Here is a 23060-nt window from a genome sequence, read left to right on the forward strand (position 1 = left end):
AGGGCGCTTTCGCACCCTCTCGCTGCTTAAATCGCTTTGTTCAGGAGAATCAGGCCTTGCCGTCGCAGCCCAGGACGTTGATGAGCTTGTGCTTCACCAGCTCCTTGATGGCGGCGCGGGCGGGCTTGAGGTACTCGCGGGGATCGAACTTGTCGGGATGCTCGTTGAAGAACTCCCGGATGGTGCCGGTCATGGCCAGACGCAGGTCGGAGTCGATGTTGATCTTGCAGACGGCGCTCTTGGCGGCCTGGCGCAGCTGCTCCTCGGGGATGCCAACGGCGTCGGGCATCTTGCCGCCGTTCTCGTTGATCATCTTCACAAAGTTCTGGGGCACGGAGGAAGAGCCGTGGAGCACGATGGGGAAGCCGGGCAGACGCTTGACGACCTCGTCCAGGATGTCGAAGCGCAGCGGGGGCGGGACCAGCTCGCCCTTCTCATTGCGGGTGCACTGAGCGGCGGTGAACTTGTAGGCGCCGTGGCTGGTGCCGATGGCGATGGCCAGGGAGTCGCAGCCGGTCTTGGAGACGAACTCCTCCACCTCTTCGGGCTTGGTATAGTGAGAGGCCTCGGCGGAGACGTTGACGTCGTCCTCGATGCCGGCCAGGGCGCCCAGCTCGGCCTCGACCACCACGCCGTGGTCATGGGCGTACTCGACGACCTTCTTGGTGATCTCGATGTTCTCGGCGAAGGGCTTGGAGGAGGCGTCGATCATGACGGAGGTGAAGCCGCCGTCGATGCAGCTCTTGCAGGTCTCAAAATCCGGGCCGTGGTCCAGATGCAGCACGATGGGAATGTTGGGGCACTCGATGGCAGCGGCCTCCACCAGCTTCACAAGATAGGTGTGGTTGGCATAGGCGCGGGCGCCCTTGGACACCTGCAGGATCAGGGGGGCGTTGACCTCGCGGGCGGCCTCGGTGATGCCCTGCACGATCTCCATGTTGTTGACGTTGAAGGCACCCACGGCATAGCCGCCGTCATAAGCCTTCTTGAACATTTCGGTGGAAGTAACCAGTGGCATATGATCATCTCCTGTTCAATTTGTTCCGCCCCGCCGCCACCGGCTCACAGCCCTGGAAGGGTAATTGTGAAATCCGGTGATTCAACTGGACGAAAACGATTTTCTTCTTAGATAATATCACATAAAAAATAAATTGCAAGTATTTACAATTCTTTTTTTGAATGATATGATAAGAAAAACGTTTATAAGAGGAGGATTTCCCATGAGTGAACTGAAAGGCGCCTGCATCTTCGGCCAGTCCGGAGGCCCCACCTCCGTCATCAACGCCAGTGCCTACGGCGTCATCTCCACCGCCCTGAACAACCCCAACATCACCGCCGTCTACGGCGCCGAGCACGGCATCAAGGGCGTGCTGAACGACCGGCTGTTCGACATGAGCAAGGAGGATCCCAAGGAGCTGGAGCTGCTGAAGTACACGCCCTCCTCCGCTCTGGGCTCCTGCCGCTACAAGATGGCCGATCCCGACGTGGACGACACCGACTACAAGCGCATCCTGGAGATCTTCAAGAAGTACGACGTGCGCTACTTCTTCTACAACGGCGGCAACGACTCCATGGACACCTGCAACAAGATCAGCAAGTACATGCAGAAGGTGGGCTATGAGTGCCGCGTGATGGGCGTGCCCAAGACCATCGACAACGACCTCTTCGGCACCGACCACTGCCCCGGCTTCGCCTCCGCCGCCAAGTATATCGCCACCAGCTGCATGGAGGTCTATCAGGACGCCCGTGTGTACGATACCGGCATGGTCTGCATCATTGAGATCATGGGCCGCCACGCCGGCTGGCTGGCCGGCGCCGCCGCCCTGGCCACCGCCTACGGCGCCGGTCCCGATCTGGTGTACCTGCCCGAGGTGGACTTCGACATGGACCAGTTCCTCGCCGACGTGGAGCGCATCTACAAGGAGAAGGGCAACTGCATGGTGGCCGTCTCCGAGGGCATCCACTACGCCGACGGCTCCTTCGTCTCCGAGGCCAAGACCTCTGCCACCGACGGCTTCGGTCACGCCCAGCTGGGCGGCCTTGCCGCCATGCTGGCCCAGGTGGTCAAGGAGCGCACCGGCGCCAAGGTCCGCGGCATCGAGCTGAGCCTGCTGCAGCGCTGCGGCGCGCACCTGGCCTCCGAGACCGACATCGAGGAGAGCTTCATGTCCGGCAAGGCCGCCGTGGAGAACGCCGTGGCCGGCATCACCGACAAGATGGTGGGCTTCGAGCGCAGCTACGAGAACGGCCAGTACGTCTGCAAGACGAAGCTGCTGGGCCTGACCGACGTGGCCAACACCGAGAAGAAGGTGCCCCTGGAGTGGATCAACGCCGCTCACAACGGCGTGGAGAAACCCTTCATTGACTATGTCCTGCCCCTGATCCAGGGCGAGCCCAAGCTGCCCAAGGAGGACTCCCTCCCCCGCTTCGCCAAGCTGAAGAAGGTCCTGGCGAAGTAAGCATCCCCCGACGAAAAGAGCCGAAGCGGAAACTCCGCTTCGGCTCTTTTTTATTGCTCCCGGCGGTCCAGGAACGTACAGATGAATCCCGCGGCCACCGCCACGGCAAAGATCACGCCAAAGGAGCTCCCCCCGCCGACGAAGCAGTCCAGGGCGAAGCCCGCCAGGCCCGCCGCCAGGGTCCAGAACACCACCGCAAACATCGTCATGCCGGTCACGCTTTCTCACTTGTTCTTCTGATAGATGGTCCACAGGCCCTCCATCAACAGGTACTTGTCGTAGACGATCTGGTTGCGGCAGTATTTCACGATCACCGGGGCGTTGCCGCCGGTGGCCACCACCGTCACGAACTTCCCCGGGAACTGGTCCCGGATCCGGTCCACGATGCCGTCCAGCATGCCGGCGGTGCCGTAGACGATGCCGGCGCGCATGCACTCCTCCGTGGTCTTTCCGATCAAGGCCTTGGGGTGCTGGAGGGAGATGGCGGGCAGCTGGGCCGCCCGGCGGCTCAGGGCGTCCAGGGACACGCCCACGCCCGGCAGCAGCATGCCGCCCTCGTAGTTGCGCCCCTCGGAGATGACGCCGATGGTGGTGGCGGTGCCCATGTCCACGGTGACGATGGGGGGCTGGAACTTCTCCAGAGCCGCCACGGCGTTGGCCACGATGTCGGCGCCCACCTGGCTCTGGACGGTCAGGCGGATGTTGAGCCCCGTCCGGACCCCGGGGCCCACCACCATGGGCGGCCGCCCCAGCAGCCGGGTCAGAGCCTTTTCCATCATGAAGTTCAGCGGCGGCACCACGCTGCACAAAATCGCCCCGGTGACCTGGTGATAATCAAAGTGGTACAGGGTGAACAGGTTCATCAGGTCAATGCTGATTTGGTCGGCGGTCTTGCGGCTGTCGGTGTCCAGGGAGGCCAGGAACCGCAGTTCCCCGTCCCGGCCGAACAGGCCCACGGAGGTGGTGGAATTGCCCACGTCGATGGCAAGCAGCATGGCGCGCGCTCCTTTCTCTCGGTTCGTCGTTTTCTCTATGGTATCACGTCTCGCCCTCCGGCGCAAGAGGTGCCTTGCGCCGGGAGACCCGACGGGGTATAATGGAGAAAACCGATCCAGGAGGCGGCTGCCATGACCTATGTGACCACCCTTCCCTCCCCGGTGGGAAAACTGACCCTCTCCAGCGACGGACAGGCCCTGACGGGGCTGTGGCTGGAGGGTCAGAAATACTTCTGCGCCGGACTGCCAACGGATGTAAAGGAAAAAGACCTGCCGGTATTCCGCCAGGCGGAGGCGTATCTGACCGCCTATTTCTCCGGCGCTTCCCTGCCGCCGCTGCCGCCGCTGGCCCCTGCCGGGACCGATTTCCAGCGCTCGGTGTGGGCTCTGCTCACCGAGATCCCCTGGGGCCGGACCCGGACCTACGGCGAGCTGGCGGCGGAACTGCGCCGCCGGGGCCTTGGCGGCGCGCCCCGGGCGGTGGGCGCCGCCGTGGGCCGCAACCCCATCTCCATCCTGATCCCCTGTCACCGCGTGGTAGGGGCCGACGGCAGCCTCACCGGCTACGCCGGCGGCGTGGAGCGCAAGCGCTTTCTGCTGGAGCTGGAGGGGGCGGACCTGTCCGCTCTCCCGGCAAAGGGCGGCGCGGCAGGGGACGGCGGCTGGACCTACCTTCCTGCCAACCACTGCCGCAGAGGCCGCCGAAATCATCCGAAAGAAGATTGAGGCGTTAAAGTAAAAAGTCAGGCTCCCCAAAGCCTAACGAGCACGGGAGCCTGACACGAAAGACGGGGCGAGGTAGAGACCTGCCGCCTATCTCGCCCCCATCTTACCACATGGCAGGAACAAAAGCAACCACGAGGCCGTCAACAACGCCGCTGGTTCTCCGGCTCCGGAGGCCGCTCCTCCGGAGCCTCCCGGCAGATACCGCTGCCCCTGCTGCGGCTGCCGCACCCTTCCCGTCCCGCCGGAGCAGGCCCTCGCCCATATCTGCCCGGTGTGCTTTTGGGAGAACGACGTGTTCACGGGCTCTGACACGGAGCCCAGCGACTGCAACCACGGCCTGACGCTGGAGCAGGGCCGGGCCAATTACTGCGCCTTCGACGCCTGTGAGGCCCGCCTGCTGCCCCATGTCCGTCCGCCCCGGCCGGAGGAGCTGTCCTGACCGGAGAAAAACGGGACGCCGGTTTCCGGCGTCCCGTTTTCCCTTATAAAATGATGCAGATGAGCCCGCCGCTGCCCTCGTTGATGATCCGCTCCAGCGTCTCCCGGAGCTTTTTCCGGGCGTCCTCCGGCATCCGCTTGAGCTTTGCCTGCAGGTCCTCGCTGACCAGCTCGTGGAAGCTGCGGCCGAAGATGTTGGACTGCCAGATCTTGCTGGTGTCCCCCTCGAACTCCTGGAGCAGGTAGTTGACCATGTCCTCGGACTGCTTCTCGTTGCCCACGATGGGGGCCACCGCCGTCTCGATGTCCGCCCGGATCATGTGGATGCTGGGGGCGCTGGCCTTGAGACGCACGCCGTACCGGCCGCCCTGCTTCATGATCTCCGGCTCCTCCAGCGTCAGCTCGTCGATGCCGGGGACCACGATGCCGTAGCCGGTCTCCCGCACGTCCTTCAATGCCCCCTCCACCTTGTCGTAGGCGGCCTTCACCGCCGCCAGCTTCGTCAGCAGGCACATGAGGTCCCCGTCGTCGGCCACGGTGAAGCCGGACTGCTCCGATAGGGTCTGGTAGAACAGCTCCCGGGGCAGGGCCAGTACCGCCTTGGCCACGCCGGTGCCCAGGTCCATGGCGGTGACCTTGGCCTCGCTGATGTGGGCGCACTGCCCCAGGGAGGCCACCACCCCCTCCACCTCCCGGATGTGGCGCAGCTGCGCCGTGCCCTGGCGCACCGCCTCGTACAGCTCCGCCTTGATGGGGTGCTGGTCCGACAGGGCGTCCACCCAGGGGGGCAGGAACAGGTCCAGCTCCTGCATGGGGAACTCGTAGAGCACCGCCTTGAGGATGCCCGCCACGTCCTCCTCACTCAGTTCCAGGCAGTTGACCGCCATGGCGTTGACCTGGTAGCGGGAGGCGATGTCCTTGGCGATGGCCTGGGCCCGGCTGCCCGCCGGGTCCGCGGCGTTGACCAGGACGATGAAGGGCTTCCCCAGCTCCTGCAATTCCCGGATCACCCGCTCCTCCGCCTCCAGGTAGTCCTCCCGGGGGATGTCGGCGATGGAGCCGTCGGTGGTGACAACGATGCCGATGGTGGAGTGCTCGGCGATCACCTTCCGGGTGCCTACCTCCGCCGCCTCGGTCATGGGGATCTCGTGATCGTACCAGGGGGTGGTGACCATCCGGGGGGCGTCGCCCTCGAACTGGCCCATGGCGCCCTTGACCATGTAGCCCACGCAGTCGATCAGCCGCACGGAGAAGGAGCCGCCGTCCGGCAAGAGGATCTGGGCCGCCTCCTCGGGGACGAACTTGGGCTCCGCCGTCATGACCGTGCGGCCGGAGCCGCTCTGGGGCAGCTCATCCCGGGCCCGCTCCTTGCGGTAGACGTTTTCGATGTTGGGGATCACCTGGGTCTCCATAAAGCGCTTGATGAAGGTGGATTTCCCCGTGCGCACCGGGCCCACCACACCGATATAGATATCTCCGGCGGTGCGGGTGGCGATATTGTGATAGATACTGGCGTTCATAGCATCCCGTCCTTTTTCCGCTCCATATTCATGTTCTAACTCTATGTCCCGCCCCGGCAAAGTATGACGGCCCGTCTCGCTTTGGAGGTTTTGCACAAATCTGGTTGTTCTACTTCTCCGTTCTTGTCGGAATTTCCGGCTTTACAGGGACAATTTAGTATGGTAAACTGCTAACGTAATGAAACGGACGGACTGACGTCCGGGAAATTTGGAGGATTGGAACGCTATGAACAAGAAATTTTGGGCCCTGCTGCTGGCTCTGGCCATGACGCTGTCCCTGGCCGCCTGCGGCGGCAACGACGCCGCGGAGGATACCGCCGCCGATGACACCCAGACCGAGGAGACCGCCGACGCCGCCGAGACCACTGAGAGCGATCTGGCCTATGTCCAGGACAAGGGCACCCTGGTGGTGGGCATCACCTACTTCGCCCCCATGGACTACAAGGCCGAGGGCAGCGACGAGTGGATCGGCTTCGACGCCGATATGGCCAAGGCCTTTGCCGAGAGCCTGGGCGTGGACGTGGAGTTCCAGGAGATCACCTGGGATTACAAGGTGGAGGAGCTGAACTCCAAGGCCATCGACTGCGTGTGGAACGGCATGACCCTGACCGACGAGGTCACGGCCGCCATGGGCACCTCCACCCCCTACTGCACCAACTATCAGACCCTGGTCTATTCCGCTGATCGGGCCGCCGATTTCGAGGGCCTAACCTCTCTGGAGGGCCTGAACATCGCCGTGGAGTCCGGCTCCGCCGGTGAGGACGCCGCCGAGGCCCTGGGCGCCGCCACCGTGCCGGTCCAGGCCCAGGCCAACGCCCTGATGGAAGTGGCCGCCGGCACCTCCGACGCCGCCGTCATCGATGTGCTCATGGCCGCCGAGATGACCGGCGAGGGCACCAGCTACGCCGACCTCACTTACAGCCTCAACCTCAACGACGCCCAGGACCTGCCCTCTGAGGAGTACGGCGTGGGCTTCCGGCTGGGCTCCGACCTGGTGGACGCCTTCAATACCTTCTGGGCGGAGAAGATCGCCGACGGCACCGTGCTGGAGGTGGCCACCACCTACGGCCTGCAGGACGCCGCGATCCTGGAGTGACCGCTCCCTGATACGCACCCAAGGCAGAGCGCGCCGCAAGCGCGCTCTGCCTTTCGGCGGCTTTTGCCCTACCATCATCACCCGGAGAGGACGATACCATGATCGAATTTTTCACTTCCAGCACCTTCCAAACGGTCCTGTCGGCCCTGAACAGCGGCTTCCTCAAGACGCTGCAGCTGTTCTTCATCACCCTGATCGGCGCGCTGCCCCTGGGCCTTGTCATCAGCTTCGGCTCCATGAGCCGTTGGGCGCCGCTGGGGTCCCTGCGCCGTCCCAACATGTCTCCCCTGCTCAGGAGCCTGCTGGGGCTCCGACCCATCAGCCTGGTGTGCCGCCTGCTGGTATGGATCATCCGGGGCACGCCTCTGGTGCTCCAGATCATCGCCCTGTTCTATGTGCCGGGCATGAAGGACTGGTTCCGGTGGCCCAGCGGTGAGAGCGGACGGATGACGGCCGTGTGCGTGGCCTTTATCATCAACTACGCCTGCTACTTCTCCGAGATCTACCGGGGCGGTATTCAGGGCGTGCCCCGGGGCCAGCAGGAGGCCGGCCAGGTGCTGGGCATGACCAAGAGCCAGATCTTCCGGCACATCACCCTCTTACAAATGATCAAGCGCATCGTGCCCCCCATGTCCAACGAGGTCATCACCCTGGTCAAGGATACCTCCCTGGCCCGGGTCATCGCCTTGCAGGAGGTCATCTGGATGGGCGAGTCCTTCATGAAGGGCAACTCCAACATCGCGGGCCTCACCTGGCCCCTGTTCTTCACGGCAGTCTATTACCTGATCTTCAGCGGCATCGTCACCGTGCTCTTAGGCAAGCTGGAACAAAAGCTGGCCTTCTTTCAGTAAGGAGGACCCCATATGGCAGTTTTGGAAGTACATAACATTGAAAAGCATTTCGGCGCCACCCGGGTCCTGGAGGACATCAGCTTCGATCTGGAGCAGGGCCAGGCCCTGGCCATCATCGGCTCCTCCGGCTCCGGCAAGACCACGCTGCTGCGGTGCCTGAACTTTCTGGAAAAGCCCGATGCGGGCACCATCGCGGTGAATGGCTCCGTGATCTTCGACGCCGCCGACCCCGCCACCCAGCGGGAGAGCGAGGTCCGCAAGAAGCGGCTCCACTTCGGCATGGTGTTCCAGTCCTTCAACCTCTTCCCCCAGTACACGGCGCTGAAGAACGTCACCCTGGCCAAGGAGCTCCTCAGCCAGGAGCGGCCGGACTTCAAGGAGAACAAAAGGGCCATCCTGGACGAGATCCAGGCCGAGGGCCGGGAGCTGCTGGCGAAAATGGGCCTCTCCGACCGGGCCGACCACTACCCCAGCCAGCTCTCCGGCGGCCAGCAGCAGCGGGTGGCCATCGCCCGGGCCCTGGCCCTGCACCCGGACATCCTGTGCTTCGACGAGCCCACCAGCGCCCTGGACCCGGAGCTCACCGGCGAGGTGCTGAAGGTCATCCGCTCCCTGGCGGAGCAGCGGACCACCATGATCATCGTCACCCATGAGATGGCCTTTGCCCGGGACGTGGCCGACGACGTGATCTTCATGGACGGCGGCGTCATCGTGGAGCAGGGCCCCGCCCGGGAGGTCATCGAGAACCCGAAGGAGGAGCGGACGCGGCAGTTCCTCTCCCGGTACGGGGAGAGCGCCTGAGGGCCTTATACGGACGCGGAAGGAGCGGGGCAAATGCCCCGCTCTTTTTTTTGCAGACAGGACCGGGCTGGTTCCTCCGGCAAGGACGGTGAGCAGGTTTGTCGGAACATGAGCCCTGGCGGAGAGCCTTCCCCCTTGGGAGCATGTACCCGGCGCACACACTGCGGCGGATGAGGGGACCCTGTCCGGGGCGCCCTGCGTAGCCTCTCCCCTGCCGGAAATGCCGCTGTGATCCCCGGCAAATTGCCTTCCCCCTTGGGGGAAGGTGGACGGCCGAAGGCCGGACGGATGAGGGGACCAGGGACTGGGAGGGTGTCGGCAGGCGCTGCCCTTACCCGGCGGGCCGGGCGGGGCGCCGCAGCCGGCGCCGGAGCGGCAAAACGCCCCCTCCGGGGCTTATTTGCCGGAATACGGGGGTCGGGCGAATCGGTCCGGCGGGTGTTGATGGCCCCGTCGACCCTGCGCTATGCTCCGGCAATCGAAATACCCTGTCTCCGCATAGACCCTGCGGCGGTGGAACGTGGGTGCTTGTCGACTTGGTTTGCTTCTCTTTTCGCTGCCGCTGGCCCAGTGCTAGGCGAGAACCTGAGCGGCGGACGGATCCTCCATCCACCCCTACGGTAAAATGGAGTGGTCGAGTGCGAGGCAACGACATCAGCAGGTGGAACCCATGTCCCGCCGCAGCGTGCTGCCAGCTCCCATCAAATGCCTGGTGAGCGGCAGCGGAAAGCGGCGCTGGTCTATTCGTTCACCTCCCCGTCCCTCCGCCGCGGTCGTTATGCGGGAACCAGGCTCTCCAAGCGCCGGGGTAAGGCGCAGGGACGGCGGGGCCATCAACACCCGCCGCACCGATTCGCACGACCCACGCATCACGAAAGGGCGGCCCATTCGGGCCGCCCTTTCGTCAAAAGCGTTTTTCTCTTTTGGACCGGCCGCAGCCCGTTTTCTCTTTTTGCAAAAAGAGAAAATGGGGGGCGGATCCCTCCGGCAAAGCCGCGCCTCCGGAGGGCGGTCCCTCCTAAAACCTTCGCCATCCTCCGGAGGGAACGCCGCAGGATACGCTGGTACAACTCCGACCTCCCCACTCCCCTCATCCGGTCCGCTGCGCAGACCACATTCCCCCATTGGTGGAAGGCTCAGCCGGGCCCCGTCTCTTACGCCCGCTTTCGGGGGATCAGCAGCAGCGCCTCGGCGGCGATGTCCCCCTCCGATTCCAGCTGGTTGGCGGAGAGAATGGCGGAAATGGTGGTGTTGTGGCGCTTTGCCAGATCCCAGGCCGTCTCCTGCCGCCCCAGGCACCGCAGCACCAGCGACGGCGCCCCGGCCAGGTCCTTGGGGGCGTCCGTATTGACCCGGGCGGCGGTGATGCAAACCTTCTTCACCTGGGCGGAGGCCTCTGCCTGGAACTCCACCGGGAACCGGACCTCGATCCCCCGGTCCCCCAGGCTGCCCTGGATCTCCTCGGGACAGACGGCCCGGGCGGTGACGTGGCAGTCCTCCGGCAGCTCCAGCTGGCAGCTGACGTCTACGCATCGCTCCGCCACCAGCGGCGCGCCGCCCTCGTCCAGATACAGCGCCCGGACGGTGGCTCCGGTCCGCAGCACCGCGGTGCCCCCCTCCCTGCTGACGGACACCGCCCCGCAGACGGCGGAGAGGGCCAGGATGGAGTCGGCCACCACACCGATCTCCAGCACCTCCCGCACCGTCTGGCGGCGGCTGAGGCTCTGGGAGAAGCCTGTCAGGGTCAGGGGCGAGGCCTCGTAGCTGAGGTTGTAGGCTGTGGAGTAGAGGTCGCTGAGCAGGCTGATGTCCCGCTCCTGCCGCAGCAGAGCCGCGGCGTGAAGATACAGCGTCACGGCGATGTCCCGGCCCTCGGCGTCGCCGCCGTCGATCTGCATATCCGCCCCGGTCACCTGGAGCCGCACCGCGGCCTCGGTGCCCTCGGCGGCGCCGTCCACCTCCATGACCTGGGAGAAAGGCAGCTCTCCGCTGAAGGCGGCGCACTTGCCGTCGTTGGCGCGGTAGAGCAGCGAGGCGGTGAACACGCCCTTGAAGATCAGCTTGCTGCCCACCACCTTGGCCTCGGTGACGGTGCCGGCGGCCCGGCTGGTGAGGATCTCCGCCGCCCCCTCCCGGCCCGGGGAGAGGGTGAGAGTGTCGGAGAAGGTGAAGTCCTTCTCGGCCACATGGGTCAGCACCACGGCATGCTGCCGCTCCAGGCGCTTTTCCACCCGCAGCTCCTCCGGGGCCTCCACGTCGGCGCACACCGCCACCGGCGTCCGGCGCCAGCCGGTCATCCGGGTCACCAGCTTGCAGTGGGTGAACACCTTCCGGGGGTTCAGCATCCGGGTCTCCAGGAATTCCGGCTCCGTCTCCGCCAGCACCGCCGCGCAGTCAGTGAGCCCCCGGCCGTCGCTCTCGGCGGTGAAGGGCATGGCGAACTCCAGGGTGCGGATGCCGCTCTCCCCGTCAGGGGTATAGAGCACCGTCACCCGCACAGTGCCGGTGATTTCCGCCCGGCCGTCCCGGAGTTCGCGATTGTGGATGTAGATTTTTCCCTCTGTCTCGATGATCCGCGCGATGTCCGGGCAGTAGTCCGGCACGATGGTCTCGGCGGTCTCCTCCTGGGTCACGGTCAGTTCACCGCCTGTCTCATAGGCGTCGAAGCATTTCTTTTTCAGTTCCAGTTCCATGGTCGCCCATCCTTTCCCGGCAGTCGCCTCCGGCTCCGGGCCAGTCCGCCGGGGACTGCGCCGCGCCGGGACGTCATTCTGCCAGTATCCTATGAGCGGACCGGCTGTCTTATGCCTGCACCCGGAACAGCTTCCGCAGGATGCCCCCCAGCATCTTCGGGGATTTCCAGACCACGATGCGCATACCTTCCCCTCCTCTCATCGCCGGCAGCAGGCGCAGCCGCACCCGATCAGCAGCAGCGCCACCAGAAACAGCAGCGCCCCCACGGGGAAGATGGCGGCGATCAGGATCCCGGCCCCCAGGGCCACGGCACACACGCCCATCATCCAGCAGCCTCCTCCACGAAACATACGGCTCACACCCCTTTCTCTGTTCCCAGGATATGCGGCGGCGCGGCAGGTGGTGACGGGGCGTGAGCCGGGGAAGCGGTCCCGGCGCGGAGGGATAATAAAACACGCCCGGAGCGGTCCGCTCCGGGCGCGTTCGTCATTTTTTCTTCTCCTGCCAGGCTTTGAGGGGCTTGAGTTCCTCGTACAGCCGCAGGTAGCTCTGGTGGCGGCTGGGCTGGATCTTTCCCTCCGCCAGGGCCGCCAGCACGGCGCAGCCGGCCTCCTTGGTGTGGCTGCACCCGGTGAAGCGGCACCGGTCCAGATAGGGCCGGAACTCCACGAAGGTCTCCGGCAGGCGCTCCTTCCACTCCAGGTTCAGCTCCTCCGTCTCGAAGGAGGAGAAGCCCGGGGAGTCCACCACCTCCGCCCCGCATTTGAGGCGGAACAGCTCCACGTGCCGGGTGGTGTGGCGGCCCCGGCCCAGGGCCTGGCTCACATCCCCCACCTGGAGGTGGAAGTCCGGCTCCAGGGCGTTTAAAATGCTGGACTTCCCTACGCCGGAGTTTCCTGTAAAGGCAGAAAACTTGTCAGAGATCAGAGGCACCAGCTCCTCCAATCCCTCCCCGGTCTCGGCGCTGACGCGGACCGTTGGGAAGCCGGAGGCGGCATAGATGCGGTAGAGATCGTCGGCGCTGTCCAGGTCGCACTTGTTCAGCACCACCACCACGCCGCAGTCCTTCAGAGCGGCGATGGCGGCCACCCGGTCGATGAGGAACGGGTCGGTTTTGGGGATGGCGCCGGAGGCGATGACCACCAGCTGGTCCACGTTGGCCACGGCGGGCCGGGCAAAGGCGTTCCGGCGGGGCTGGATGGTCTCCAGAAAGCCCTCGCCGCCGCCCAGTTCCCGGACGGTGACCCTGTCCCCCACCAGGGGGCTGACGCCCTCCTTGCGGAATTTCCCACGGGCCCGGCATGTGAGCAGTTCACTGCCGGTATCCACGTAGTAGAAGCCGCTGAGGGCCTTGATCACCCGCCCCTCAGCCATCGGTGGTAAAGGTCAGGGGGTAGGTGTTGTAATAGGCGCCGTCGATATAGACCACGGCGTTGGCAGTGCCGGTGCCGGTGATGAGTTGGCCATAGGTGCCGCCATAGTTGGCGTAGTTGATGTCAGCGTCAAACCAGACCGTATCATTGACCACGATCTGCAAATGACCGGTACCGGTGGTAGCGGGCAGCGGCACATAGAGCATGTCGGCGCCCTCCTCCTGGCCGGTCTCTCCGCCGGCGCTGCTGCCCGGACCCTGGCTCACCACAAAGTTGATCTTAGTGCCCTTGGGGACCTCGGAATCCGCCGGATCAACGGAGATGATCTGTCCCTCCGGCAGGTCGCTGGGCTCATAGGTGATCTCGCCTTTCTCCAGGCCCAGGGTGCTCAGCTGATTCAGCGCCCAGTCCAGGTCGCTGCCCACGAAGTTGACCAGGGGCACCAGAGGCATGCCCTTGCTGATGACCAGCTCAATGACATCGCCCTGGTGCAGCGCCTCGCCCGACGCGGGGTCTGTGGAGATGATTTTGCTCTCGGGCACTTCCTCGCTGCTCTCCTCCTTGAGATCAAAGGTCAGATCATACTGCTTGATGAGGTCATCCAGCTCCACCTTGGCCTCGGCATAGGTCTTGCCGGTGACGTCCCGCATGGTACCCACGTCCTCTCCGGCGCTGGTCCAGACCTCGATGGTAATGGGGAGCTCACCCTTGACCTGCTTGGTCTCTTCCGGGTCCTGGCGGATGATGAGTCCCTCCGCCACGTCGCTGGCTTCGCTGCCCTTCTCCACGATCTTGAAGGTGCCGTCAGCCACCTGATCCAGCCGCCGGGCCTCCTCCACCGTCAAGTTGGCCACATCCGGCACGATATAGGTCTGTCCGGAGGCAGATGGCGTCAGGAAGGAGGCGAAGATGGCCCGGAACAGGAAGAACACCACTGCCAATGCCGCCAGCGTACCGGCGCTCAGAAGGGCGATCCGTCCGGCCGCCGCCTTGCGGCGCTTGGGACGCCGCTCCTCCTCGTACCGGTCCCGGCGGTCGGCCTCATACCGGTCCCGGCGATCCCGCTCGGGGCTCGGGGACCGGTGGCTGCCGGTTGTGCGCAGCAGCATGGTGGGCTCGTCGCTCTCCTCCGGGCGCAGGTCGCTGAGCTCAAAGTCCAGATTGACGCCGGGGTTCTTGCGGAAGGCCTCCAGGTCGGCGATCATGGCCTCGGCCGAAGGATACCGCCGCTCCAGATCCGGAGCCATGGCCTTCATGCAGATCAGCTCCAGCTGCTCCGGAATGTCCGGGTCGATCTCCCGGGGGGCCAGAGGCACGGAGCTCAGGTGCTGGATGGCAACGGACACAGCGCTGTCCCCCTCGAAGGGCAGCCGGCCGGTGAGCATCTCATAGAGCACCACGCCGGCGGAGTAGATGTCGCTGCGGGCGTCGGTGCGGTCGCCCCGGGCCTGCTCGGGGGAGATATAGTGGACGGAGCCCAGGGCCTCCTGGGTCAGGGTCTGGGCGGCGTTTTCCAGGCACGCGATGCCGAAGTCGGCCACCTTCACGCTGCCGTCCCGCAATACCATGACGTTCTGGGGCTTGATGTCCCGGTGGACGATGCCCCGGCTGTGGGCGTGGCTCAGGCCCCGCATGATCTGGGTGATGAAGTGCAGGGACTCCCGCCAGTTCAGGCGGCCCCGCTTCTCCATGTACTGCTTGAGGGTGATGCCGTCGATCAGCTCCATGACGATATACTCCGTGTCCCCGCCCCGGGACACGTCATACACGGAGACGATGTTGGGATGGGACAGCTGGGCGACGGCCTGGGACTCGGCGTTGAAGCGGCGGCGGAAGTCCTCGTCCTGAGCCAGGTCGCTCTTGAGGATCTTCACCGCCACCAGCCGGTTGAGCCGGTGGCACTTGGCCTTGTAGACCACCGCCATGCCCCCGGTGCCGATGCGCTCCAGGATCTCATAGCGGTTGTCCAGCATTTTTCCAATGTACTGGTCCATGGTGTGCCCCCCTTACTGTTTCCGCATCAGCATCAGCACAGCGGTGACGTTGTCCGATGCGCCGCGGCTCTTGGAGATGGCCAGCAGCCGGTCCAGGCAGGAGTCGGGGCCCTCGCCGTGGATGACCTCGAAGAGCATCTCCTGGTCCGTCACCGTGTCCACCAGTCCGTCGGTGCACAGCAGCAGGTAGTCCCCCGGCGCCATGGGGCAGATGTACCCATCGCTGTCGGCGGACACGTCCGGACCCAGGGCCCGGGTGATGAGGTTGCGGTTGGGATGGCGGCGGGCCTCCTCGGCGGTGATGTCGCCCCGGTCCACCATGCTCTCCACCAGGGAGTGGTCCTTGGTGACCCGGGTGATGCCCTCGGCGGTGATGTGATAGGCCCGGCTGTCTCCCACGTTGGTAATGACGACGCCGCCGTCATAGGACACGGCAGAGACCAGGGTAGTGCCCATGTTGCGCCGCTCCTCGCTGGCCGCGGCGGCTTCCCGCACGGCCCGATTGGCCTGGGCCACCGCGCAGGCCGACAGCTCCCGCAGCTGCTCCGGCGTCATCTCCGGGCGCAGGGTGCGGCGGACGGCCTCCATAAAGGTGGCAACGGCGATATGGCTGGCCTCCTGGCCGCCGGCGGCGCCGCCCATGCCGTCGCACACCACGCAGACGGTGTGGCCGTCCACCTGGTCGGCGGCGTAGGCGTCCTGGTTCTCCTTGCGGACCAGGCCGGTGTCAGTCAGGCCCCAAACTTGCATCAGGCTCATTGGGAACACTCCCCTTTCTCATCTTCCAGCATGGCCTTCCTGCGGAGCTGTCCGCAGGAGGCGTCGATGTCTCCCCCCAGGCTCCGCCGCACGGTGGCGGTGACGCCCTGGCTCTCCAGACGCTTCTGGAAGGCCGCGATCCGGCGGGAGGGCTTGAAGGGGCTCTCCGCCACCTCGTTGAGGGGGATCAGGTTCACATGCCCCGGCATGCCCCGGAGCTTCTTGACGATCAGGTCCGCCTGCCAGTCGTGGTCGTTGACGCCGTCGATCATGGCGTACTCGAAGGAGATGCGGCGGCCGGTCTTTTTGAAATAGTCATGGCAGGCGGCGAACAGCTCCTCCACGTCGTAGGCCCGGTTCACCGGCATGATCTTCGAGCGGGTCTCACTGTCCGGCGCGTGGAGGGAGACGGACAGCGTCAGCTGCAAACCCAGCTCTGAAAGGCGCCGGATGCCCGGCACCAGCCCGCAGGTGGAGAGGGAGATGTGCCGCATCCCGATGTTCATGCTGTCCGGATGGTTCACCAGCTCCAGAAAGCGCAGGACGCCCTCGAAGTTGTCCAAAGGCTCTCCGATGCCCATGAGGACGATGTTGCTCACCTCCGCCCCGGAGTCGGTCTGGGTGAAGAGCACCTGGTCCAGCATCTCTGCCGCCGTCAGGTCCCGGACCTTGCCGGCGATGGTGGAGGCGCAGAAGGCGCAGCCCATGCGGCAGCCCACCTGGGAGGAGATGCACACGGTGTTGCCGTGGTGGTAGCGCATGAGGACGGACTCCACGCAGTTGCCGTCCCCCAGGCGCCAGAGGTACTTGATGGTGCCGTCCTGGGCGGAGACCTGTTTGCGCTCCACGGCGGGCACCGTGAAGGGATGCTCCGCCGCCAGCTTCTCCCGCAGGGCCTTGGGCAGGTTGGTCATGTCGTCATAGGAGGCGGCGCCCCGGTGGAGCCAGGAGAACACCTGCTTGCCCCGGAAGGCGGGCTCGCCCATGGCGCGGAGGGTGTCGGTCACCTCCGCCTCCGTCATGGATTTCAAATCGGTCATAGCAAAACGCCTCTCAAGGGCGCCGCGTCATGCGGCAGATGTAGAACCCGTCGGTGCCGTGGCGGTGGGGCCAGAGGGTGATCTCCCCCTCCGTGGTCCCCGCGGGGTCCGGCAGGTCGAAGGGCGACAGGGAAAAGTCCGGCGTCTCCGCCAGAAACGCCCCCGTCACCTGCTGGTTCTCCTCCGGCAAAATGGTGCAGGTGGAGTAGACCAAAGTTCCGCCGGGCCGGACGTACCGGGCGGCGTTGCGGAGAATGGCGTCCTGGACGACGGGCAGGGTGAACAGGTCCTCCGCCCGCTTGTACCGGGCGTCGGGCTTCTTGCGGATGATGCCGAGGCCCGAGCAGGGCGCGTCCACCAGGACGGTGTCAAAGGCCCCCTCCCACTCCGGGCGGAACACCTGTCCGTCGGCGGAGGCGGTCTCGATGCAGGAGATGCCGAGCCGCGCCGCGCCCTCCCGGATGCGCTTCAACTTATTCTCGTGGAGGTCGCAGGAGCGGATGCTCCCCTGATTGTCCATGGCGAAGGCGGCGGAGAAGGACTTGCCGCCGGGGGCGGCGCACACGTCCAGCACCCGGTCCCCGGGCTGTACCCCCGCGATCCGGGCCACCAGCGCCGCGGCGGCGTCCTGGACCAGGAAGTCTCCGTTTCGGAAGGGTTCCAGGGCCGTCAGGTCCCCGGCGCCGGTCAGTTCCAGGCAGCCCGGCACCCAGGCGTGGGGCCGCACCGTGACGCCCAGGGCGGTCAGGGCCGCTGTCAGGTCCTCCGCGGTGGTGCGGAGGGGGTTGACCTGGACGGTCAGGGGCGGCGGGGTGTTGTCGGCGGCCAGGAAGGCCTCCGCCTCCTCCCTGCCCAGAAGCAGCATCAGCCGCTTCACCAGCCACCTGGGGTGACTGTACCGGGTGGAGAGATACTTCACCGGGTCCTTGTCCGGGATGGGCGGCAGGGCCTCCCGCTCCCGGCCCGCCCGCCGCAGCACGGCGTTGACCAGCCCGGCGGCGGCGCCGCGGCCGCAGGATTTCGCCAGCTCCACGGACTCGTTCACCGCGGCGCTGACGGGGATCTTGTCCAGAAACAGGATCTGGTACAGCCCCAGGCGAAGGATGTCCTGGAGGGGCGGCTGGAGGTGCTCCGGCTTCTGGGAGCACCAGGCGGCGAGGTAAAAGTCCAGCAGGGCCTGGTTTTGCAGCACACCGTAGACCAGGCGGCTGCACAGGGCGGCGTCGGCGCCGGTGAGGCCGTCCCGCCGGAGGGCGGGGCCCAGGGCCGCGTCGGCCCAGGCCTGGTTGGTGCGGCAGCGGCGCAGCACCTCCAGGGCAGTCCTGCGGGCGCTCATCGGCGACCTCCGTCTCCACTCCGGCCGCCGCTGCGGCCGAGGAAGATCAGTACGAACCGCAGCAGCTGCAAAAGGCTCATCAGCAGCGCGGCCACATACGTCAGCGCCGCCGCCCGCAGCACCTTGCGGGCGCCGTAGTACTCGTCCCCGTCCAGCATCCCCGTGCCCTCGATGGTCTCCAGGGCCCGGCGGGAGGCGTTGAACTCCACCGGCAGCGTCACCAGCTGGAAGAAGGTGGTGAGAGAGAACAAAATGATGCCCGCCAGAAACAGAGACTGGCTGTACAGGAACAGACCCACGAACAGCAGGATGAAAGAGAACCGGGAGCCCAGCTGGGTGGCGGGGATGATGGCGGTGCGCAGCCGCACGGGGCCGTAGCCCACCGCGTACTGGACCGCGTGGCCCGCCTCGTGGGCGGCCACGCCCACCGCTGCCACCGTGGCGGCGCCGTAGACGTCCTCGGAGAGGTAGATGGTGTTGTCCCGGGGATCGTAGTGGTCGCTGAGGTGGCCCCGGCAGGGCCGGACGGGCACGCCGGCGACGCCGTTGGCCCGGAGCACCGCCTCCGCCGTCTGGGCGCCGGTGAGGCGCCGGCGGTTCATCACCTGACTGTACCGGCGGAAGTTGCCGGACACCTGGAACTGGGCCCAGACGGACAGGATGAGAACAGGGATCAGCAGCAGGAAATAGATATTGTTGGCGAGAAACTCGCCGTAGCTGTAATAGCCGTAAGAATAAGGCATGGAAAAACCTCGCAGTTTGAAAAATTCCGGAGCGGAGCCCCGATCATCCCTACTGTGACAAAAGGACCGCCCTTTTATCAAACAGCGATGTCAGACCTCCATGGGGTGGCCCAGGAGATACGCGGCGGCGCTCATGCGCTTGCCGCCCTCGGCCTGGATCTCCGTCAGGTACAGGCTCCGCCCGTCGCCGCAGGCCACCTCGATGCCCTGCTTTCCGGCGGAGAGCAGCGTGCCGGGGGCCTTGTCCGTGGCGCCGCCCGGTGCGGTGCGGTAGACCTTGAACCGCGTCCCGGCGATCTCCGCCTGGGCGCAGGGCCAGGGGATCAGCCCGCGGACCTGGCAGCTGATGGCCGCCGCGCTCCGGGTCCAGTCCATGGCAGAGAGCTCCCGGCCCAGCATGGGCGCATAGGTCATCTCCGCCTCGTTCTGGGGCGTCCGGGCCGCGGTGCCCGCCGCCAGGGCGGCCACCGTCTCGCTGAGGGCCTCCGCCCCCAGCTGGGCAAGGCGCGCCGTCAGGGCCGGGGCGTCCTCATCGGGGCCGATGGGGGTGGACTTTTGCAAAATGACGTCTCCGGCGTCCAGGGCTTTCGCCATATACATGATGGAGACGCCGGTGGTCTCCTCCCCGTTCAAAATGGCCCAGTTGATGGGGGCCGCGCCCCGGTACTTGGGCAGGAGCGAGGAGTGGACGTTGATGGATCCCAGGGGCGGCACGGTCAGGATCGCCTCCGGCAGCAGCTTTCCGTAGGCCGCCACCACCGTCAGCTCCGGCGCCAGGCCCTTCACCAGCTCCAACGCGGCCTCGTCCCGCAGCGTGACGGGCTGGTACACGTCCAGGCCGACTGACAAGGCGTACTCCTTCACAGGAGAGAAGGTCACCTTATGGCCCCGGTTCCGGGGTTTGTCCGGCTGGGTCAGCACGCCGCAGATGGTGTGCCCCGCCTCCACCAGGCGGCGCAGGGAGGCTACGGCAAACTCCGGCGTGCCCATAAACAGGATGCGCATGGGTTCACTCCCCCTCTTCTTCCCGCTCCAGATACTCCCGCAGCTCCTGGTCGGAGAGGAAGTGGTCCACGTGCTCCACGAACAGGTGGCCGTCCAGATGCTCGATCTCGTGGCAGAAGGCCCGGGCGGTAAGGCCCTCGCCCTCCACCTCGAAGGGGCGGCCGTAGCGGTCCTGGGCCCGGACCCGGACCACGTTGGGCCGGGTGACGATGCCCCACTTGCCGGGCACGCTAAGGCAGCCCTCCAGGCCGGTCTGCTCCCCGCTGGTGGCCACGATCTCCGGGTTCACCAGCTCGATATACTCCTCGGAGCCCTCGTCCAGCACCACGCACACCCGCCGCAGCACCCCCACCTGGGGCGCAGCCAGTCCGGCGCCGTTGGCGTCGGAGAGCGTCTCGATCAGATCGTCCAGCAGCGCGTGCAGCCGGGGGTTGAACTCCGTCACCGGGCGGCAGACCTTCTCCAGGCACTCCTCACCCTGTTCCACGATTTTCCGCAAAGCCATATGTCTGAAACCTCCCTTGATCCATGGGCCGTCTCCGGCCCCGGGACGCCCGCGGCGCCCCGCCGTATATTATTCCATGCTGTTGCACTCCACAAACAAATGGATGCCCCGGTTGGCCCGGTCGGCGGCGAAGTCCCGCAGCAGGGCACGGATGTGGGCCCTGGCAGCGGCGTCGTTCCGGCCCACCAGCAGGCAGTGATACCGATAGCGGTTGTTCAGCTTCACCACCGGTGCCGGAGCGGGGCCCAGGGCCTCCGTATCCGCCATGTCCGGCGCGGCGCACAGCCCGTCCAGGGCCTGCCGCACCCGGGCGGCGGCGCGGAGCACCGCGCCCTCCTCGGGGCCGGAGACGGTGAAGGTGAAGAGATCTGCAAAGGGCGGGCAGCGGCGCAGCCGCCGCATCCGGATCTCGCCCTGGTAAAAGCTCTGATAGTCCTGCCGGGCGGCGCAGCGGATCACGTCGTTTTCCGGCGCGTAGGTCTGGATGACCGCCCGGCCCCGGCTGCCGCCCCGGCCGGCCCGGCCCACCACCTGGGTCAGCAGGCTGAAGGTCCGCTCGGCGGCGCGGTAGTTGTCCACGTACAGGCTCAGGTCCGCCGCCAGCACACCCACCAACGTCACGCCGGGGAAGTCCAGGCCCTTGGCCACCATCTGGGTGCCCAGCAGGATGGGCACCCGGTCCTCCCGGAACCGCCGCAGGATGGGCTCGTGGCCGGAGGCGGCGGTGTCCGCGTCCAGCCGCAGGACCTCCGTCCCGGGAAACAGCTGCCGCAGCTCCTCCTCCACCTTCTGAGTGCCGCTGCCCACGTGCTTCAAAAGACCTCCGCACACCGGACACCGCTCCGGCGAGCGCTCAGAGTGGCCGCAGTGGTGGCACATGAGCCGCCCGTTGGCGGAGTGATACGTCAGGGGCACGCTGCACCGGGGACACTGGGGTACCTCGCCGCACTCTCCGCAAAGGAGCATGCGGCTGCTGCCCCGGCGGTTGAGAAACAAAATGCTCTGCTCGCCCCGGTCCAGGTTCTCCGCCAGCTCCCGCCGCAGCACCGCGCCGATGGAGCCGCTGTTGCCATTGCGGATCTCCTGGCGCAGGTCGGCGATGACCACCTCCGGCAGCGGACGGCGGTTGTAGCGCTCCGTCAGCTCCACCCGGTGATACACGCCCTGCTCCGCCGCCCAGGCGGTCTCCACCGACGGGGTGGCGGAGCCCAGCACCAGCACGGCCTTGTCCCGGCCGCAGAGGTACTTGGCTACGTCCCGGGCGTGGTAGCGGGGGGCGTTTTCCGACTGGTAGCCGCTCTCCTGCTCCTCGTCCAGAATAACGAGGCCCAGGTTTTTCAGCGGCGCGAACACCGCTGAGCGGGTGCCCAGCACCACCTTGACCTCCCCCCGGCGGATGCGCTTCCACTGGTCGTACCGCTCCGTCACCCGCAGGGCACTGTGGATCATGGCCACGGTGTCTCCGAACCGGGCGGAGAAGCGGCGCATCATCTGGGGCGTCAGCACGATCTCCGGCACCAGCACCAGCGCGGTGCGCCCCCGTTCCAGGGCATCGGCCACCAGGTGCAGATACACCAGGGTCTTGCCGCTGCCGGTGACGCCCTGCAAAAGGACCGCCTCCGGCCTGCCCGTGTCCGCCAGGGCACGGATGGCCGCATAGGCGGCGGCCTGCTCCGTCGTCAGCACGGCGGGGGGCTCCGGCGCCGCGGTGTCCGTGGGAACCCGCAGCTCCTCCTCCGCCGTCAGGGTCACGAGGCCGGCCCGCTCCATGGCCCGCAGCGTGGACATGGCGGCGCCGGTGAAATAGCATACGTCGGCAGCGGGGATGGGCCCGGAGGCGGAGAGCAGCTCCACCACCGCCCGGCGAACCGGTGCCCGGCGGTGGGCCAGCTGGTCCAGGGCCTCTCCGGCGTCCGCCGCCAGGCCGGCCATGAACCGCATCCGGTCTCCGGCCTTGCGGCGGGCGTCGGTCTCGTGGACCACAGCCCCCTCCTTCTCCAGTGCCCGCAGCAGGTTGCCCGCGCCGCTTCCGCAGGCCGCTTCCAAAGCCGCCTGCTCCGCCCGGCCGCCGGCGGCGCGGAGCGCCTCCAGGACCGCCCGGGCCGCCGGGGACAGCCCTTCTTCCGAAACAGGCTCTGTCAGCTGCCAGATCTCCCGAAGGCGGAACCACAGCCCCGCCGGCAGCAGCGTCCTGGCCGCCTCGAATACCGTGCAGAAGTACCGGCCCCGCAGCCACAGCGCCAGGGCGATGCCGTCCGCGTCCAGCACCGGCTCAGGGTCCAGTACCGCCGTCAGGGGCTTGAGGCCGGGGATCTTCTCCCCCTCGCCCCGGGCCAGGATCAGCCCCTCGCTTGTGCGGTTGCCCCGGCCGAAGGGGACCGTGACCCGGGCGCCGGGCAGGGCCGCTTCCAGCCACGGCTCCGGCACCAGATAGTCATAGGGCTTATCAATGGAATAGGGCGCGGCGCTGACCGCGACCTTTACGATGACAGCGGTCTCCATGCCTCGCCCTCCTCCGTGTCTCAGTCCTCCCGGATGGTCAGATCCATGCCCCTGGCGTCCAGCCGGCCCTCAGCCACCTCGTTGATGGCCATGGTGACGGGCTTTTCCTCCAGATGCTCCTCGGCCGCCTCGGCGGCGTCGGCGATCTGGCGGGCCCGGCGGGCCACCACATTCACCAGCATGTAGCGGTTGGGCACATAAGAGGTCAGTTTGTTCATAGCGG

Annotated in this window: 23 protein-coding genes; 6 read left to right on the forward strand and 17 right to left on the reverse strand. The window is 66.4% G+C overall.

Features of this window, described 5'->3' with window-relative positions; translation table 11 throughout:
* Nucleotides 1-49 precede the first annotated feature (49 nt).
* The gene (fba, locus tag ACVDHE_RS13430; RefSeq protein ID WP_213038503.1) at nucleotides 50-1018 is read right to left on the reverse strand and encodes a class II fructose-1,6-bisphosphate aldolase; all 969 of its coding nucleotides are present in this window, start codon (nucleotides 1016-1018) and stop codon (nucleotides 50-52) included.
* A gap of 202 nt (nucleotides 1019-1220) precedes the next feature.
* Here fba and ACVDHE_RS13435 point away from each other — a divergent pair, with 202 nt between their 5' ends.
* Nucleotides 1221-2459, forward strand: a complete 1239-nt coding sequence (locus ACVDHE_RS13435) for a 6-phosphofructokinase (RefSeq protein ID WP_213038504.1) — start codon at nucleotides 1221-1223, stop codon at nucleotides 2457-2459.
* Nucleotides 2460-2509: 50 nt separating this feature from the next.
* Here ACVDHE_RS13435 and ACVDHE_RS13440 read toward each other — a convergent pair whose 3' ends face one another.
* Both ACVDHE_RS13440 and ACVDHE_RS13445 read right to left on the reverse strand, forming a co-directional pair.
* The gene (locus ACVDHE_RS13440) at nucleotides 2510-2668 is read right to left on the reverse strand and encodes a hypothetical protein (protein ID WP_458884844.1); all 159 of its coding nucleotides are present in this window, start codon (nucleotides 2666-2668) and stop codon (nucleotides 2510-2512) included.
* Nucleotides 2669-2683: 15 nt separating this feature from the next.
* Nucleotides 2684-3454, reverse strand: coding sequence for a type III pantothenate kinase (locus tag ACVDHE_RS13445; RefSeq protein WP_213038506.1), 771 nt, complete (start codon nucleotides 3452-3454; stop codon nucleotides 2684-2686).
* 132 nt (nucleotides 3455-3586) lie between these two features.
* Here ACVDHE_RS13445 and ACVDHE_RS13450 point away from each other — a divergent pair, with 132 nt between their 5' ends.
* Entirely contained in the window at nucleotides 3587-4180 is a 594-nt protein-coding gene (locus tag ACVDHE_RS13450; protein ID WP_458884845.1) for a methylated-DNA--[protein]-cysteine S-methyltransferase, read from the forward strand.
* A gap of 100 nt (nucleotides 4181-4280) precedes the next feature.
* Nucleotides 4281-4619 (forward strand): CPCC family cysteine-rich protein, encoded by a 339-nt coding sequence (locus tag ACVDHE_RS13455; RefSeq protein ID WP_458886185.1) that lies wholly within the window; start codon nucleotides 4281-4283, stop codon nucleotides 4617-4619.
* Nucleotides 4620-4662: 43 nt separating this feature from the next.
* Here the strand turns inward: ACVDHE_RS13455 and spoIVA are convergent, their stop codons facing one another.
* A complete protein-coding gene (spoIVA, locus tag ACVDHE_RS13460) occupies nucleotides 4663-6138 on the reverse strand; it encodes a stage IV sporulation protein A (RefSeq protein ID WP_458884846.1) in 1476 nt (491 codons plus the stop codon).
* Nucleotides 6139-6364: 226 nt separating this feature from the next.
* On the opposite strand from spoIVA, the gene ACVDHE_RS13465 reads away from it, so the two are divergent.
* The 3 genes from ACVDHE_RS13465 to ACVDHE_RS13475 all read left to right on the forward strand — a co-directional run bounded on the left by ACVDHE_RS13465 (nucleotide 6365) and on the right by ACVDHE_RS13475 (nucleotide 8886).
* The gene (locus ACVDHE_RS13465) at nucleotides 6365-7234 is read left to right on the forward strand and encodes a transporter substrate-binding domain-containing protein (protein ID WP_213038509.1); all 870 of its coding nucleotides are present in this window, start codon (nucleotides 6365-6367) and stop codon (nucleotides 7232-7234) included.
* A 98-nt stretch (nucleotides 7235-7332) separates the two neighbouring features.
* A complete protein-coding gene (locus ACVDHE_RS13470) occupies nucleotides 7333-8085 on the forward strand; it encodes an amino acid ABC transporter permease (protein WP_213038510.1) in 753 nt (250 codons plus the stop codon).
* 12 nt (nucleotides 8086-8097) lie between these two features.
* Nucleotides 8098-8886, forward strand: coding sequence for an amino acid ABC transporter ATP-binding protein (locus ACVDHE_RS13475; RefSeq protein ID WP_458884847.1), 789 nt, complete (start codon nucleotides 8098-8100; stop codon nucleotides 8884-8886).
* Nucleotides 8887-10040: 1154 nt separating this feature from the next.
* Here ACVDHE_RS13475 and ACVDHE_RS13480 read toward each other — a convergent pair.
* The 13 genes from ACVDHE_RS13480 to rpoZ all read right to left on the reverse strand — a co-directional run bounded on the left by ACVDHE_RS13480 (nucleotide 10041) and on the right by rpoZ (nucleotide 23055).
* Nucleotides 10041-11579: a DUF3794 domain-containing protein gene (locus ACVDHE_RS13480; RefSeq protein ID WP_458884848.1), complete on the reverse strand. Its 1539-nt coding sequence runs from the start codon at nucleotides 11577-11579 to the stop codon at nucleotides 10041-10043.
* 109 nt (nucleotides 11580-11688) lie between these two features.
* On the reverse strand, nucleotides 11689-11781 hold the full coding sequence (gene spoVM, locus ACVDHE_RS13485; protein ID WP_458884849.1) for a stage V sporulation protein SpoVM: 93 nt from the start codon (nucleotides 11779-11781) through the stop codon (nucleotides 11689-11691).
* Nucleotides 11778-11906, reverse strand: a complete 129-nt coding sequence (locus ACVDHE_RS13490; RefSeq protein WP_256439421.1) for a hypothetical protein — start codon at nucleotides 11904-11906, stop codon at nucleotides 11778-11780. Before ACVDHE_RS13490 ends, spoVM begins: the two co-directional genes overlap by 4 nt.
* A gap of 160 nt (nucleotides 11907-12066) precedes the next feature.
* Entirely contained in the window at nucleotides 12067-12954 is an 888-nt protein-coding gene (gene rsgA / locus ACVDHE_RS13495) for a ribosome small subunit-dependent GTPase A (RefSeq protein WP_325227634.1), read from the reverse strand.
* Entirely contained in the window at nucleotides 12947-14947 is a 2001-nt protein-coding gene (gene pknB, locus ACVDHE_RS13500) for a Stk1 family PASTA domain-containing Ser/Thr kinase (protein ID WP_458884850.1), read from the reverse strand. The genes rsgA and pknB overlap by 8 nt, the downstream gene beginning before the upstream one ends.
* Before the next feature lie 12 nt (nucleotides 14948-14959).
* Nucleotides 14960-15706 carry a Stp1/IreP family PP2C-type Ser/Thr phosphatase gene (locus tag ACVDHE_RS13505; RefSeq protein ID WP_249539291.1) on the reverse strand — a complete coding sequence of 249 codons (747 nt, stop codon included), beginning with the start codon at nucleotides 15704-15706 and terminating at the stop codon, nucleotides 14960-14962.
* Nucleotides 15703-16746, reverse strand: coding sequence for a 23S rRNA (adenine(2503)-C(2))-methyltransferase RlmN (gene rlmN, locus ACVDHE_RS13510; RefSeq protein ID WP_458884851.1), 1044 nt, complete (start codon nucleotides 16744-16746; stop codon nucleotides 15703-15705). Before rlmN ends, ACVDHE_RS13505 begins: the two co-directional genes overlap by 4 nt.
* 13 nt (nucleotides 16747-16759) lie before the next feature.
* Nucleotides 16760-18082, reverse strand: coding sequence for a 16S rRNA (cytosine(967)-C(5))-methyltransferase RsmB (rsmB, locus tag ACVDHE_RS13515; protein WP_458884852.1), 1323 nt, complete (start codon nucleotides 18080-18082; stop codon nucleotides 16760-16762).
* Nucleotides 18079-18825 (reverse strand): zinc metallopeptidase, encoded by a 747-nt coding sequence (locus ACVDHE_RS13520; RefSeq protein ID WP_458884853.1) that lies wholly within the window; start codon nucleotides 18823-18825, stop codon nucleotides 18079-18081. Before ACVDHE_RS13520 ends, rsmB begins: the two co-directional genes overlap by 4 nt.
* A 90-nt stretch (nucleotides 18826-18915) precedes the next feature.
* Nucleotides 18916-19830, reverse strand: a complete 915-nt coding sequence (gene fmt / locus ACVDHE_RS13525) for a methionyl-tRNA formyltransferase (RefSeq protein WP_458884854.1) — start codon at nucleotides 19828-19830, stop codon at nucleotides 18916-18918.
* A 4-nt stretch (nucleotides 19831-19834) separates the two neighbouring features.
* On the reverse strand, nucleotides 19835-20335 hold the full coding sequence (gene def, locus ACVDHE_RS13530) for a peptide deformylase (RefSeq protein WP_325227619.1): 501 nt from the start codon (nucleotides 20333-20335) through the stop codon (nucleotides 19835-19837).
* A 69-nt stretch (nucleotides 20336-20404) separates the two neighbouring features.
* Entirely contained in the window at nucleotides 20405-22837 is a 2433-nt protein-coding gene (priA, locus tag ACVDHE_RS13535; protein WP_458884855.1) for a replication restart helicase PriA, read from the reverse strand.
* Between the two features lie 20 nt (nucleotides 22838-22857).
* Nucleotides 22858-23055, reverse strand: coding sequence for a DNA-directed RNA polymerase subunit omega (gene rpoZ, locus ACVDHE_RS13540; RefSeq protein WP_249539292.1), 198 nt, complete (start codon nucleotides 23053-23055; stop codon nucleotides 22858-22860).
* Nucleotides 23056-23060: the final 5 nt, after the last annotated feature.

This window comes from Dysosmobacter sp. Phy (genome assembly GCF_054476235.1).